A 15,059-nucleotide genomic window follows, 5' to 3' on the forward strand; every position below is an offset into this window, starting at 1 on the left:
CAGTGGCACCCTCCAGCCCACTGACACGCCCTACTCGGCGAACCGCGATGAAAGCCCCAGGCTAACCCGCATCTGCGGCTTGGGTGCCGCAGAGCACGAACGGCAGTAAGGGTTGATCCATACAGACTCCTTACGGGAGTCTGCAGCAATGGATCTTTGGTCTCTGTCGGCCAGCGAGCTCACGCTTGTGCTCGCAGCTGCTTTCGGCGCCGGCATACTCGATGCTGCTGTCGGGTCGGGCGGCGTCGTACTACTGCCGGCCCTGTTGGGGGTAGCTCCTGCAGGGGCGGCGGTTGCACCGTTGGCAATCAACAAAGCCGTCGCGATACTCGGGAATCTCGCCGCAGCCGTGCGTTATCGCCAGATTCGGCCGTCGATCCTGAGAACGCGAGTTTTGCTGCTGTACATCGGCTGCGGATTGCTCGCATTGAGCCTCGGAGTCTTTACCGCGAGCCAGTTCTCAGTGTCAGAGTTCACACCTATAGTTATAGCGGCTCTTCTTCTGCTGGCCGTCTATATGACATGGTCGGCGTTTCGCGGCGGAGCTAGCACTGAGGGTGGTTCTGAGGCTAGTGCTCCGGTACTTAGCCCAGCGACACCCGCGGTGGTTGCAAGCATCGGCTTTTACGACGGATTCATCGGGCCAGCAACCGGGAGTCTCTTGCAGACGGCGCTATCGCGACTCTCGGGCCGGCCTGTGCATGACTGCCTAGCCGACTCCCGCGCAATTCAGGGAGTGTTCAATCTTGCTTCAGCGACGCTGCTCTGGATTGTGGCTACGCCAGACTGGAAGTTGGTCCTAGTGCTGGCGATTGCGAACATCATAGGCAGTCTTGTTGGCACCGTAGTAGCCGGTCGCATATCTGAGTTTTACCTAAAGATGCTTCTGGCGATCTGCATCGTCGCCTCCGCGGTTCGGCTGGCGATTATCGGCTGAGTGAGACCTCGATCCAGCAGATCGGAACCTGAGAAGTACATGCCTGAGCGTCTGCTCTAAGAACCTGGGTCTCATCACAGGAGATAATGAGAGCACGCTCGCCGACTGATCTCCGCGAGGAGAATGGGGCTCACGATCAGGGCTCAGACGAAGCGCCTGCCGTGTCTTGTTAAGTCCAGCCACGAATCTCGCTCCTCCTTGGGGCTGAAGGCACACTCCGCCAGACCGAGCCTGCTGTAACAGGCAGATCTCTCACAACCCTTACATCTAGCCTGGATTCGTGGGCCGGGCTGGCTGGCGGGCCCCCGGAGGTCCCGGTCGGGACGACCGTCGCTGACCGCCGTCGCACCGGAGGTATAGCCGGAGGATGTCCCTGCCTGCGACCAGCGCGTCCTGTTCCTCGGGGGCGTAGCTCATGTCGCGGACCGTGGACCTACCACAGGATCGGTCCTCCGCTGCGCCGTCTCGTCGAGGCTCATGCCCTTGAAGAGTAGATCCTCATTACTGGATCTACTAGCCTCATCTGTACTGAAGAATGGATGCAGATGAGGCCTGCTTACGGGCGGCGGCGCCGACTGTCGTCGATCGGTGTTCTGGTGGGGGCTCTCGCGGTCGTCGCGGCCGCGCTGCCCGCAGAGACGTCCGGCTCGATGGTGACCTGCACCGCGGGGGTCAATGGCGAGAGTCGCCCGGTGTCCGCGGCGGCTGTGGCCCGGGTGGCGGGTCCGCTCGATGACCTGGGTGTCCCGGATCCGCTGACCTCGGACTCCGGTGAGCGGATCACCAGTGCGCGGGCCTGGGAGCAGCAGCGCCCGGAGCTGCTCGCGGCGTTCGAGGAGAACGTCTACGGCACGTCGCTGCCCGCGCCGACGAAGACGACGTTCTCCGAGGCCGGCGGAGGGGGCGGCTCGGCGAAGAAGATCACCATCACGGTGACCGGCCCGGAGGGCGATGCGAGCTTTACGCTGCGGCTGTTCACCCCCTCGTCGGGCACGCCGAAGGGCACGTTCCTGCTGATCGACCACCGCGGCTCGGTCGGGGACGATCCCGGCTCGGGCGGCTACGCCCCCGCGGCGACGATCACCGGCGCCGGGTACGCCCTGGCCGCGGTCAACGCCGAGGAGATCGCCCCCGACGACGCGGGTTCCTACCGCAACGGCGTCATCGACGCCTTCTACCCGGCCGGCCAGGACCTGCCCGCCGACGCCGGGCGCACGATCAGCGCGTGGGCGTGGGGCGCGAGCCGGGCGATGGACTACCTGCAGACCGATCCGGACATCGACCCGAGCAAGGTCGCGGTGATCGGGCACTCCCGGGGTGGGAAGGCCGCGCTGTGGGCCGGCGCCCAGGACCCGCGGTTCCCGGTGGTCATCTCGAACAACTCCGGCTCCACCGGGGCGAAGCTCGCCCGCCGCGACTCGGCAGGGGAGTCGATCTCGGCGATCAACTCCCAGTTCCCGCACTGGTTCCCTGAGACCTACAAGCGCTACGACGGCAACGCCGACGCTCTGCCGGTGGACCAGAACGAGCTGCTCGCGCTGATCGCGCCCGGCCGGGTCGTGGTCGCCTCGGCCGCAGAGGACGGCAACGCCGACCCCCAGGGCGAGTTCCTGTCCTATCTCGGTGCCGCCCCGGTCTACGAGCTCTACGGGCTCGGTGACACCGGACTGTCCTCGACCAGCTGGCCACCGGCCGCCGGCGAGGGCTTCCGCGGGCCGGGCATGAGCTATCACCTGCGATCCGGGGGGCACGGCCTTGAAGACGCCGACTGGGACATCTACCTCGGCAGCGATCTGTTCACCCGCTAGACCACCGCGGCGGGGCCGGGGTGTTGCGGCCGGGGCTTTCGTGGTCGCGGCCGTGCTGGCGGGTTGCACCGCAACGCCCCCCGCCGATCCCGGCCCTCCCCCTCCCCCTCCTCTCATCAGGCAGGCGTTCGACCCGCCGACTGCGTTCGGGCCGCCCGAGCTCACCCTCGGCCGCGACACCGCCATCCCCGTCCCGCAGGTCCTCGACGGCATCCACGGCTGGTCGCTGGCCGAGGGCGGCCTGACCCGCACCGACCTCAGCACGGGCGACATGATCACCGGTGGTCCCCCCCCGGTCGCCCTTGTTCGCGGGGCTCGATGTGTCCCGTCCGACCGCGATCGGCGCCCCGGACGTCCTGCGCGCCCCGGTGCTCGCCGATCTGCCCGCCGGGCGACGCGTGCTCGCCGCGTGGCCGGTCGAACAACCCGGCCAGGGCACCACCCCGGCCCGGCGGGGCATCGAGCTGGTCTCGGCCGACCCGCAGACCGCCCAGACCCTCACCACGGCCACCGTGCCGCTTCCCGACACCTGGCTCGAGGCCTCGCTCACCGGGTTCACCGTCTACGTCGCCGGCGTGGTCGGCACGACCGCGATCGTCAGCGCCGCGGCCGCCGACACCGCGCTCACCGCGGCGGTCGACCTGGCCTCGGACAGGCTGATGTGGTCGGTGCCCGACGTCGCCGCGCAGCTGCTCACCGATGACACCGTCGTAGTCAGCCTCCGTGACCTCGCGAGGAGCGAACTACGCGGCCTGTCCCTGGCCGATGGGCGCCCTCGCTGGGCCGGGGTCGACGGCAGCACCGTCTGGCCGGTCGGGGCGTCGCAGGCGCTGGTGAACCTGCGCACGGTGGAGAATGCCTGGGGCGGCAGCCAGGTCATCGACACCGCCACCGGCCGCCCGGTCGACAGCCCGCTCAACGGGCAACCGGGCTGGTCGTGCCGCTCCGACGAGCAGGACCTGACGATCTGCTCGCTGGCCCCCTACACCGGCACCGACGCCGTCCTCGCCTTCGACGACGACGGCACCGAGCTGTGGCGGATCACCCGCGACTCCGGACGGGCCATCCCGACGGTCACCGCGGCCTGGCACGGGATGGTCTACGGCTACACCGACGCCGGACCCGTCATCCTCGACGGCCGCACCGGCACCGACCGAGTGCCCACGGCATCAGCAGCCCCATCGCTGGTCAGCGCCTACATCGGGATGACGACAGCACCCGACTCCCCTCCTGAGCTGCGCTCCGCGCCAGGGCGGGCGGACCGGCTGGTCGCCCGGCCGACGACGGGCTGAGCAGAAGTCGTCTCAACACTGCGACGTCCGACGGGGCGAGGACCAACGTCGGACCGCAGTCAGCGCTACTGGTCATGGAGCTCATCGAGCCCGGTTCCACCGGTCCGGCGCTCTGACCTGGCCAACGACTACTTCGAGGTGGGAGCCGCGAGTTCACCGAGCCCGGAACGGCGACCGGACTACCGCGCCCCGGGGCGGCAGGCCGCGAGCCCCACGGCCGGATGAAGGGGCGTCGATACTCCTGGACCTGGAAGGCGACACGTGGGCCCCTGCCGAGCGAACTGGTTGAGGCGAGCGCTCAACCCTGCTCGTCCCCGGGCTCCTTGCGGTAGTGGTCTTCAGGCGCCGGTTCGGTCATACCCACACGGTCCGCCGCGTCGTTCGAGTCCTTCAGGTCGGCGCGGTACCCGTGGGCTCGGCGTTCGGCCTCGCGCGCGATTGCGGATTGCCATCGGACGGCCACCTGGGGCGGCACGTGGAGAGGGTCGTGCGCGTTGGGCGGGTCTGGAAACTCGGTCTCGACTGCGGCGAGGTCGGCCAGCATGTGGTGAGCGAGGTCAGGGTTGCGGTCCATCACGATGCGTAGCCGTTCCTCTTGTCCAGCGGTAAGTGTCCCGGCGCGCAGATCCGCCAGGTCCTCCCAGCTGAACGGTGCCGGGGAGTTGCGGTCTTCGGGCGGTGTGGTCACAGCCGCTCCGATGCGCTGGTCAGTAGAGGAGACTCGCGGAGGAGTCTAAGAGGTCGTTGCAGAAGTCGGGGCGTGTTGGTCCTATGTAGATGGACCTGGTCGGGTGATGCTCAGAGTTGATGGCAAGGGCATCGACGGTCGAACGACTGGTCACCGACGAGCTGTGGGAGCTGATTGAGCCGCTGCTTCCCCGTCCTCGGCCACGTCGGCGAGGCGCGCGGACCGGCCGGCCACCAGTACCGGACCGGGCCGCGCTGGCGGGGATCGTGTTCGTGCTGACCACGGGGATCGGCTGGAACGACCTGCCGCCCGAGTTGGGCTGTGGATCAGGGACCACCTGCTGGCGACGGCTACGCGACTGGCAGCGGGCGGGGGTCTGGGATGAGCTGCACCGAGTAGTGCTCGATCGGCTCGGCCAGGCCGGGGTTCTGGACTGGTCGCGAGCTGCGGTGGACTCGGTCAGCGTGCGCGCCAAGCGCCGCGGCGAACAGACGGGGCCCTCGCCGACCGATCGTGGGAAGGCCGGGTCGAAGTACCACGTGTTGTGCGACCGCAACGGCCTGCCGCTGCACGCGGTCGTGACCGGCGCGAACACCCACGACAGCCGGATACTGGCCGAGCTGCTCGACACCAACCCCGGCGTCCGCGAACGGCGCGGCCAGGCCGGACGCCCGCGGCGGCGTCCCGGCAAGCTGCACGCCGACAAGGGCTACGACTATCCACGGTGTCGCCGCTACCTGACCGGGCGCGGGATCGGGGTGCGGATCGCTCGCCGCGGAGTCGAAGACTCCTCCCGGCTCGGCCGGGTCCGGTGGGTCGTGGAGCGCACGATGGCCTGGCTGCTGTCGTTCCGGCGGCTCGGGCTGCGCTACGAACGCTCCCGCACCAGCATCGAGGCCTTGCTGAAACTGGCGTGCGCGTTGATCTGTTTGCGCCGTCTGCCCTGAACGACCCCTCGCGGTGGATCAGGACCGCGCCGTCGCGCTCGCCCCGGCCAAACGCTCCAGCGCTCGGTCGGTGGCGACGAGGTCGAAGTGGTGTGGGTCGAACCGGTCCGAGCCCCACCACTCGACCCGCTCGGCGTGCTCAGCATGATCGGGATCGGCGAGTGCGTCGACGAACTCCGAGTAGCCGAACACCCCGCCCACATCCTCGGGCGGACACGCACCCTGACCCTCGACACAGCGTGGGTACCGCACCCCAGGCTCTGGGATGGTGACCGCGTCGACGACCAAAACGTGGTGCCAGTTGTCGCCGAAGTCGTAGACGTAGCCGGCGTCATCACCGGCAGCCAGCACCCGGAACAACTTCGTCTTGGCCTCGTCGAGCGTGCCGGTGTCCCAATCCGGATCAGGCAGCCCGTAGCGGACACCGTCGATCTCGAATTCGTGCAGGTGGGAGTTGGTCCAGCCCATCGCGTCCTGCACGACCTCGTGCAGGACCGCGAGGCTGGCCTCACCCGGAACCTCGACCACCCGTCGCACGGTCGGCTCGACATCGACCAACACGATCTCGATCCGGAAGATCTTCGTCTTCGTCGTCACCCGAGGCCTCGCCATGCTGCGATGCTCCCACCGCTCCTCGCACCCCCTGCACCCGCTCCCGGACTTCTGCAACGACCTCTAAATGGTTCCCGCGAGCTTCGCGTTCCTTCGCCCGGAGTTGTGCTCGGGCGGCGTTGGCCCGGTTGATGCGGCTGCGGACGGTCCCGATGGGCACGCCGAGGACCTCGGCAGTTTCTGCGTAGGACAGTCCGTTGACCTTGATCAGCTCGAAGGTCCGGCGCCAGGGGGTGGGGATCTGGGCCAACGCCATGGCGATAAGGGCCCGGTCTGTGACCACGTCTGCGGGGTCGGCACCGACCTGTTCGGTGTCGGCAAGGCGGCTGGTGGAGATGTCGGTGACGCGGCGTTGGTCGCGTTGCCGGGTGCGAGCGGCGGTGCGGGCGGTGTTCTCGATGATCGTGCGAAGCCAAGCTCCGACCGAACTGCGCCCGGCGTAGGTGTCCGCGCTGCGGAAAGCGCGTAGTAGACCGTCCTGCACGGCGTCATCGGCGTCGTGATGGTTCTCCAGGACCCGGAGGGCGACGATGCGGAGCAGGGTGCGGTGGCGCCGGATCAGCTCGTTGAACGACTGCGGGTCGCCGTCCAAGTGGGCGCGCAGCAGACCGGCATCCGAGAGCGGATCGAGAGCGTCGACCCGTGCGCCGGGGGTACGGCTCGGTCCGGCAGCGTCGGCGGTGGACGTGTTCCCCACCGTCCGGGGCGCTGCCAGTGCGAGTCTGTGTCGAGCGAACGGGATCGATCCATTGGGGAGATCAGTGCTCTGAGCCGACGCGGTCGGGCTCGTGCAGTCGAACATCAGCTGACACCTCGGCCTATACGATGATCCCCCGGACGTGGTCCGAGCGTCGCAACTCGGTGACCTAGATGGCCCCTCTCATCTGGTTCAGCGGGCGAACGACCTGGTCAGCACGGGTGATCTGGATGTTCACTGAGACGATCTAGGCGCTCACTGAGAGGGACTGATGGCGGCACCGGAATGGTTCGTTGCGCACCTCAACGAGCTGCGACGAGTGCCAGGATCCCGGCCTGCGTCGGCGCGTACCTTGGCGGACTGGGCGGCCCAGATCGGTGATGCCGAGGCGCCCTCGAGGCCTACTATCAGCCGCTGGCTGAGTGGCACCACGCTGCCGACCGGGTTCCGTCAGTTGGAACTGATGGTTGCGGGAGTGCGGGAGCACAGTAGGAACCCGCCGCGCCAGGTGCGGGAGACGTTGCTGCGGGCGGGATGGTGGCGAAGCGCCTACGAGCGAGCCCTCGCGGAGTCCGGCCGAGTAGAGGCCACCAACGGTCAGCAACCGCAGATCGTGTATCAGGGCCTGGCACCGTACGGCCGCCACGATGCTAAGCGCTTCTTCGGGCGTGGGCCGGCCATCGAGTCGCTGCGCGGCCGCATCGATGCCCTGGTCCGCTCGCGCGCCCCCGGGGTGCTCGTCGTACTCGGCCCGTCCGGGATCGGGAAGAGCAGCCTGCTCGCCGCCGGGTTGCTCCCCGCTCTGGAACGGCACGGGTTGGACTCCGTTCCCGAGGCCGCGGCCTGGCCGGCTGCCGTGATCACACCCGGCCCGGACCCGCTCGCTGCCCTCGCCGAGGCACTTGAACAGGCTGGCCACTCCTCCACGCCGGTGGATACCGAGGCCGCGGCCGCTGGTCGTCCGATGTTCCTGGTGGTCGACCAGTTCGAGGAGGTTTTCACAGTCGACGAGGATCTTCGGCGGCGGTTCGTGACCGCACTCGTCGACGCGGCCACACCGCGCACCGACTCGGTCACCCCAGCGGCGTCGGCCGGACCGGCCGCCGTGGTCGTCATCGCCTGCCGGAACGACTTCTATCCGGACCTGCGGCGGCTCGCGCCGTTGAAGCCTGCCCTCGACGCCCCGTTCAACCTCGATCCGCTTACCAGCGACGAGCTGAGTGAGGCGATCAAGGAACCTGCCCGGCGTGCCGGGATCACGATCGGAAACGACCTGGTCACTCGGCTCCTTGCCGACGCGGGGGTGATCAGCGGCGGCACCGTCGACGGGCAGCTGCCGCTGATCTCCCACGTCCTGGCCTTGATGAACCAGTCCGGGCCGATGACCGTCCGCGCCTACGAACGGGTCGGCGGCCTCGACGGCGCGGTCGCGCACACCGCCACCCAGGCGTGGGAACGCCTTCAGGCCGCTGGGGTCGGCGACACCGCCCTGGCGCTGCTCGTGCGGATGGTGCGGGTCGGAGACCATCACGGCCAGGACACCCACCAGAGGCTGGATCGGCACGACGTCGTCCCACCTGAGGGCCCCACCGCCCAGGCGCTGGATGTTCTGGCGGCAGCGCGACTGATCACCGTCGGTGAGGACACGGTGCAGATCACGCATGAAGCGTTGTGGCGGGCGTGGCCGCTGCTACGGGATGCGATCGATTCCGAGCGCACCGACCACGTGCGGCGACAAGCGATCGATCGGTCGGCGCGGATCTGGGACGAGGCGGGCAGGCCTGACGAGCAGTTGTATCGGGGCACCCTGCTCAGCGACGCCCACCGGGTCACCACCCGCTCAGCCTCCGGCGCGGTGAGCGTCACCGGCATCACGCGTGAGTTCCTCGCGGCTGCTGATGAGCAGGAGCGCCGATTCGCACGGCGCCGCCATCGAGTGCGCGGGGCGGTGACCGCTGTCGTCGCAGTCATCGCCGCGTTGGCCGTCCTCGCCGGCCATCAGGCCGTGACTAGGTACCAGTCTCAGCAGCGCGCCATCCTTGCCGAGGTCAAAGCCCACGCGAGGGCCTTGCAACCGGCCGACCCATCAATGGCCGCACAGCTTTATCTCGCGGCCTACCAGCGGCAACCCGACCCAGCGCTCTACACCACGCTGCTCGACACCCAGAACCAGCCGCTGGCGCACCCGCTGCGCGGTCATCGTGGTGTGGCGCGCGCGGTGATCGCGGGCTCTACGGTGGTCAGCGGCAGCGATGACGGCTCCATCCGGATGTGGGCCGCGGATGAGGCGGGGACACACCAGCCCACGAGCACACTCCCGGTGTCCGGACCGGTGACCGGGCTCGCGGTAGTTCCCGGTCGCCCGGTCGTTATCAGCAGCGTGGGCAACGCAAGGTCGGATCAGAGCGTGCTGCAGGTATGGAGCGTCGCCGACCCGCACCTCCCAGCAGCGCTGACCCCGGAGTTGCCGACCGGCCCAGCGGGGATCAGCGCCCTGGCGGTCAGCCCGGACGGCAAGCTGCTGATCGCAATGGATGAGGATGGTGTCCTCGGACTCTGGAACATCGCCGACCCCGCCCGGCCGGTCGACCTCGGTGTACGGCTTCCCGGAGCGAGCACGAAGGTCTACGGAAGCGGGTTGGTGGTCAGCCCGGACGGCACCACTCTGACGGCCGCGGGGGACGAGGGCACGGTCGCCCGGTGGAACATCACCGACCCCGCCCGTCCGATCGCGCTGCCGGCACTGGACGGCGGCACGCCCCGGACCCAGGCCGTTGCGGTCAGCCCCGGCGGGGACATCCTCGCCGCCGGTGGCGTCGCCGGTGCCCTCCGGCTGTGGGACACCTCGGATCCGGCCGGACCCCGGCTGATCGCACAGCCGCCCGTCGACCGAGCTTCATCCATTCTCGCGGCCGCTATCAGCTCGGACGGCACCACTCTGGCGGCGGCCTCGTCGGACAGCAGCGTGACGTTATGGAACATCGCTGACCCCACTGGGCCGATCCCGCTCGGGCAGCCCCTGCGTACCGACAGCGGCCGCGGCATCGGTTCGGTCCAGTTCAGCCCGGACGGGAACAAGCTGATCGCCGGTAGCGGTGACGGGATTATCCGGGTGTGGTCGCTGCCGCAGACCCGGCTGACCGCCAGCTCGGGCACCGCGGTGGATCTGGCGTTCCGCGACGACGGCGGGATGTTGGCGGTCGGGAACCTGGACAACAACTCGATCTATCTGTGGGACACCACCGATCCGAGCTCGCCGACCCAAGTGGGTCCTCCCCTGTCGCAGGGTGGTGCTCTTCGCGCCCGCGGGTTCAACGTCGAGTTCGCCGGACGTGACGACGACGTGCTTGTCAGCAGCGGCGGGCGCACCATCCGAGCGTGGAGCATGCGAAACCCACGTCAGCCCACCCAGCTGGGGCCGGACCTCGTTCTACCCGTGGAGGTCGGCGGCCAGGCGACCAGCACCGACGGGCGCACCCTCGCCGTAGGCGGGGCGGATGGTGTCACCCGGCTGTTCGATCTCACCGACCCGACGCGGCCCATGCCGCTGAATGTCTCGTTGGCCGGCACTCGCGGCGAGATCGTCGCCTCCCTTGATTTCAGTCCGGACGGGCGCACCCTGGCCACGGCGGGACACGACGGTCAGGTCCGGCTCTGGGATACCAGCGACCCCGCCCGGGCCCGTGCTGTCGGTGCCCCGCTGGTTGGGCATACCGACAACATCTACGGGCTGGTCTTCAGTCCTGACGGCACGCGGCTGGCCAGCGCCGGTTTCGACCACACCGTCCGGCTCTGGGACACCACCGACCCGGCGTCAGCACGAGCGCAGGGCCCGCCGCTGACCGCGCAGCGCAACGTTCTCGGGGAGGTGTCGTGGAGCCGTGATGGCAGCACCCTGGCGGCGGCCAGCCATGACAGCACCGTGGCCTTGTGGAACGTCGCCGACCCCGTCCGGCCCACCGCGATCGGAAATCCATTGGGTGGGCACACCGACAACGTCTATTCCGCCGCTTTCTCGCCGGCCACTCCGTCGATTCTTGCTAGCGGCGCACGCGACCAGACCGTGCTGTTGTTCAACCTCGACGTTCATGAGGCGATCCGTCGGGTCTGCGCCGCCACCCCCGATACTTTGACCTCGCAGGCCTGGGATGCCTACGTCTCTCCGGACGAGTCCTACGAACCCCCGTGCGCGGACCCCGACATGGTCGGCGACGACCAGCGGTCGAGCGCGGCCTGGTAGGCCTCCGGCACTGTTCCGACCCGGTCGACACGCCACGCTCTTTCCATCTGGTCGGAAGGCACTGGTGGGATCTGAGCCGCGAGCTCGTTCAGCACGGCCGTGTCCCGCCACTGCTGGTCCTCGGCCAGCTGGCGTAGCGCGATGCGGGCCTCCGCGATCTCACCTACACACTCGAGCGGTTTGTGTCCGTCCAGCCCGAGCAGTTCTCGATATCCGGCGATCTGTGCTCGGTCGTCCAGGAGATCCCGCTGAAAGATATGAACGAGCCGCGATCGGGGCATGACCGCCGCCAACGCCAAGAAGACCCACCGGCATTTCGCACAATCCAGGCACCAACGCTCGGTCCTGTGCGGATCCGTGGACCGGACCACGACGTTGCAGCTGCTGAACAGCTCGTCGTAACCGTCGAGCGCCGCGAACATCCGGCAAATTTCTAGCTCGCCCATCCCACGCAGGAGCGAGAAGCAGCCCGAGGCGACTCCCGTGTGCTCGCGAAGAGCACGGTCGAGTGCCTGTTCTGCTACGGCGGATTTCGCCCACTGGTGGTTCACCTCGCGGCCGCGCCAGACCAGGTTCGGCTCGTCGGCCGAACGTTCGTTGGCCAGCACCGCGGGCCCGAGTCCATGCAGTGCTGCAACTGCGGTTCCGACCAGCGACGTCATCGCGGTCAGCGGCGCGTGCCCCCGAAGGAGCGCCGTGTGCCGCATCAGCTGTTTCAGTTGTGGGTCCGGGCGCGGCCGGACCCGCAACAGCCTGACCTGCGCTCTTCTCATCAAGGGTTCGAGCTGTGGTTTGACTCGACGGTCGGTCGTAAATGCGGCCGGGTTGAGACCGCCGGACTTGAGGACCTCGAGCGCCACGACCGAGTCCTTTCCACCGCTGAACCCGACCAGAGGTGTGCGACCGCTGGCCCCGAGATCGTGCAACCGGTTGACCGGGTCCCGGTACTGGGAGCGCACCGGTAGATCCAGCACGTGCTCCAACTCGTGACGGTGTGCGTATTCCGCGAGGCCTTCGCGGTAAAGCTGCCGAGCCCAGGCTGCGGCCGCCGGGGCAAGCGGCATCGCAGTGATCGACACTTGCGGCGGTGCCGATACTTTGTAGTAGAAAGTGCCGACAGCTATATAGAGTAGTTCCAAAACCCGACGAAACGCCGTCAACTCAGTGTCGCCGACACGGCCCTCGGGTAGCGGGAACTTGACACCCTCGGTGAAGCACAACCGCCGGGAACTACCCTCGTGGACGAAATCGAACTCCGCGATTCCAGTCTCCGGATCGAAGCGGATCCCGGAGTAGACAAATGTGTGCATCTCGGGGAGGCGGTCATCGTCCGGCCAGTCCACAGGGCGCCCTTCTCGTCGTCGCGGGGTACATCTTCTCGCTCGGGCGCGCAGCACCTGGATGTGCTCGCCCCGGGGTGACAGCAGCGGACTGGACGCACGCTACCGCTGGCGCTGCGTGCTCACGGGCACCCCAGCGAGGCCTTCGCGGGTTCGTGCCCCTCCCTCCGTGGACACCTCCGGAGAGAGTTTGCTCTGCCGGGAACTTTGACACCGCCGCGCGGGTCTCCTCTCGAACCGCCCCTTCCAGGCGCGCTCCGAAGAGCTGAGGCAGACCTCGTCAGGTCGGCGAGCTCGGGACAGCGTCATCGACGGCTGGCCCGCAGGGCAGCACTGGATGGGCAGAGCACCTCGCAGCGTCGCCTCGGCTCGAAGAGTCTTGCGGCGCGGGAACTTTCATCCCACGACGCGAGTCTCCTCTCGGACCGACGCCGCGGTCGCAACCCGACCGGCACGGAAACAGGAGCAGGACGGAGAGGCTATGTACCAGCCAGGTGCTGTGGTTCGTGACTATCCGGATTGCCCTGGTCCCCCCGCCCCTCGGGGGGAGACGACGTCCCAGCATGACGCCCGGCCGGCAGTCCTGATCTGCAGGCTGGAGCGGGAGCTCACGTCGCTGTCCAGCGCGGCCATCCACGCGCTGACCTCGATTCGGCAGACGTTCGATGCGACCGGGACGAGCGGCGCCGGGCCAAGGGACGAGGGCACCAAACGATGGCTGAGTCTCGCCGCGGAGGCACTCGAGTCGGCGCTCACGACCCATCAGGCGCTCCAAGCACGCACCGCGGCCACTCAGGAGGAGCGGTGAGACTCCTCGCTGTTCTGCATCTGCCGCAGGTCGTCGACGATCCGGGCGAGGGACCGACGGGTCTCGGGACGCAGCTCGCTGATGCCGATGACCAGTGCGGCGAGGTCGGGGTCACGCAGCTTCGCGAGCAGCTCCTGCTCACGGTCGGTGACGACGGGATGCGGGTCGTCGAGCAGGTAGGAGACCGAGACGCGGAAGTACATGGCGAGGGCTTCGATGGTCTTCCGGCGGGGGTTGGTGTTGCGTCCTCGCATCATCGTGTTCAGCGTGGTGCGCGACACCTGTCCACCCAAGGCCTCGATCCCCTCGACGATCTCGTCGAGGTAGAGCGCGCGGGTGCTACCGGGCGGGCGGGCGAGGTCGTTCAACTTCTCGGCCAGAGTCCGCGGAGCGTCGCCGACACGAGTCCTGTCTGCCACCAGTCACCTCCGCACGACCACGCCGCTCCCGCGGGCGTGGCACGGGGCGCTGTGACGCTAGCTGCGCCCAGTCCCAGGACCCAACCGGGGCGCGCACCCGCGGGTTAGCGCCCGGAATTCGCACACGATCGGTTGACCGGCTGTCGCGCTACGTGGATAGTGACCTGCTGTCGTCTTGTATTCCAGATTCGGAACGGCCGTCGATCCTGTTTAACGAAAGGCAGCCGGCATGGCACCTAGTTCGCAGCGAGGCCGCGCAGGGGGGTGGGTGTGATGCCGATCCGTTCCCGTCCGGCACCGGCTGCCAGCGCGCCGTGGCGGACCGCGCCTGGGTTGAGCTCCGACGGAGCCGCTACACCAGCCGCCAGGACCTCAGGCATCGCTGTCGTCGACGACGGCAGGAACGGGTCGGACGACCGCCGCAGCCACGGCGCGGCCGACACGCCCGCTCCTAGCTTGTTCCGACCGCCGCATCACCTCGCTCGCGAGCGCGAGCTCTCCGGCAGCGATCCCACTCCGCCTGCCGCCCGCGAGGTCGCGCCGGCGCGAGAGCAGGAGGCAGAGCCGCCGCCGGCGGCGTCAGAGCAGCCCGCCGACGTTGACGCCGCCGCCGGTCCTGAGTCCACCGGTGCGCTCGCGCACCCCCAGGTGCGACTCGACGCCGACCTCCCCCGCGAGCGTGTCCCACCTCGCCGTGCTCGCGCCGCTGCGACCGACACCTCCGTGACCCGCTACACCGCTGGCCAGGATTCCTTCTCCCGTTCGGTGCGGTCGCTGGAGCCGATCTCGGATCTGGAGGCGGCGAGCTTCGCGGGGCGGTTCGCCGCCGATTTTCAGTCCTTCGATGAGGACGACCCGAGCCGGCGGGCTGAGGTACTGCGACCTCTGCTCGCTGACCCCCAGGCCTGCACCTGGGGGTGGTCGGGCGCGGGCAGGCAGCGCGCCGACTCACCACTGCCGGGCCGGCTCTACCGGCCCAGCGACACGGTGGTGTTCGTCGAGGTGATCGTGCGGGTCACCACGTACGCGCGCGCCTGCCCGCCGCCCGAGGCCCCGCGCCGTGCCGGGTCCGCCGAGGTGGAGCTGTCCGGGCTGCTTGGCCCGTCGTGCGCTCCGCCCGAGGCGGACCCGGCGTGGACGGCGGTCGAGGCGAACTGGGTCCGGATGACGGTCCCGATCACCCGTGACGACGACGGCCATTTGGTCGTCGATCCGCACCTGCGTCCCACCGATTCCTCCTGACCCCCACCAAGAGGTAGCTGCTGATGTCC

General features: G+C 68.7%; 11 protein-coding genes. 6 read left to right on the forward strand and 5 right to left on the reverse strand.

Annotation, left to right across the window (positions count from 1 at the left end; translation table 11 throughout):
• The first annotated feature begins 148 nt into the window (after positions 1–148).
• The 3 genes from XF36_RS31085 (at position 149) to XF36_RS29300 (ending at position 4,037) form a co-directional block, all read left to right on the forward strand.
• Positions 149–937, forward strand: coding sequence for a sulfite exporter TauE/SafE family protein (locus XF36_RS31085; RefSeq protein WP_082375969.1), 789 nt, complete (start codon positions 149–151; stop codon positions 935–937).
• A 596-nt stretch (positions 938–1,533) separates the two neighbouring features.
• Entirely contained in the window at positions 1,534–2,745 is a 1,212-nt protein-coding gene (locus XF36_RS29295; protein ID WP_060715168.1) for a dienelactone hydrolase family protein, read from the forward strand.
• Between the two features lie 320 nt (positions 2,746–3,065).
• Positions 3,066–4,037, forward strand: a complete 972-nt coding sequence (locus XF36_RS29300; RefSeq protein WP_060715169.1) for a hypothetical protein — start codon at positions 3,066–3,068, stop codon at positions 4,035–4,037.
• A gap of 298 nt (positions 4,038–4,335) precedes the next feature.
• Here XF36_RS29300 and XF36_RS29305 read toward each other — a convergent pair whose 3' ends face one another.
• Positions 4,336–4,725 carry a hypothetical protein gene (locus XF36_RS29305; protein ID WP_145981707.1) on the reverse strand — a complete coding sequence of 130 codons (390 nt, stop codon included), beginning with the start codon at positions 4,723–4,725 and terminating at the stop codon, positions 4,336–4,338.
• Between the two features lie 119 nt (positions 4,726–4,844).
• Between XF36_RS29305 and XF36_RS29310 the strand changes: the two genes are divergently transcribed.
• Positions 4,845–5,672, forward strand: coding sequence for an IS5 family transposase (locus XF36_RS29310; protein ID WP_060713947.1), 828 nt, complete (start codon positions 4,845–4,847; stop codon positions 5,670–5,672).
• An 18-nt stretch (positions 5,673–5,690) separates the two neighbouring features.
• On the opposite strand, the gene XF36_RS29315 is transcribed toward XF36_RS29310, so the two are convergent.
• Complete coding sequence (locus XF36_RS29315) at positions 5,691–6,200, reverse strand: plasmid pRiA4b ORF-3 family protein (RefSeq protein WP_238589394.1); 510 nt, start codon at positions 6,198–6,200, stop codon at positions 5,691–5,693.
• Positions 6,181–6,981, reverse strand: a complete 801-nt coding sequence (locus tag XF36_RS31090; RefSeq protein WP_168169629.1) for an RNA polymerase sigma factor — start codon at positions 6,979–6,981, stop codon at positions 6,181–6,183. The genes XF36_RS29315 and XF36_RS31090 overlap by 20 nt, the downstream gene beginning before the upstream one ends.
• Positions 6,982–7,252: 271 nt before the next feature.
• Here XF36_RS31090 and XF36_RS29320 point away from each other — a divergent pair, with 271 nt between their 5' ends.
• Positions 7,253–11,221 carry a hypothetical protein gene (locus XF36_RS29320; RefSeq protein ID WP_082375971.1) on the forward strand — a complete coding sequence of 1,323 codons (3,969 nt, stop codon included), beginning with the start codon at positions 7,253–7,255 and terminating at the stop codon, positions 11,219–11,221.
• On the opposite strand, the gene XF36_RS29325 is transcribed toward XF36_RS29320, so the two are convergent.
• The gene (locus XF36_RS29325; protein WP_060715172.1) at positions 11,155–12,564 is read right to left on the reverse strand and encodes a hypothetical protein; all 1,410 of its coding nucleotides are present in this window, start codon (positions 12,562–12,564) and stop codon (positions 11,155–11,157) included. The two genes, XF36_RS29320 and XF36_RS29325, sit on opposite strands and share 67 nt — an antisense overlap.
• Positions 12,565–13,353: 789 nt before the next feature.
• Positions 13,354–13,788: a hypothetical protein gene (locus XF36_RS29335; protein ID WP_145981708.1), complete on the reverse strand. Its 435-nt coding sequence runs from the start codon at positions 13,786–13,788 to the stop codon at positions 13,354–13,356.
• Between the two features lie 723 nt (positions 13,789–14,511).
• Here XF36_RS29335 and XF36_RS29340 point away from each other — a divergent pair.
• Positions 14,512–15,030 carry a hypothetical protein gene (locus tag XF36_RS29340; RefSeq protein ID WP_060715175.1) on the forward strand — a complete coding sequence of 173 codons (519 nt, stop codon included), beginning with the start codon at positions 14,512–14,514 and terminating at the stop codon, positions 15,028–15,030.
• The last annotated feature ends 29 nt before the right edge of the window (positions 15,031–15,059 follow it).

Origin of the sequence: Pseudonocardia sp. HH130629-09 (assembly GCF_001294645.1) — a bacterium.
In the GTDB taxonomy this organism is placed as follows: Bacteria; Actinomycetota; Actinomycetes; order Mycobacteriales; family Pseudonocardiaceae; genus Pseudonocardia.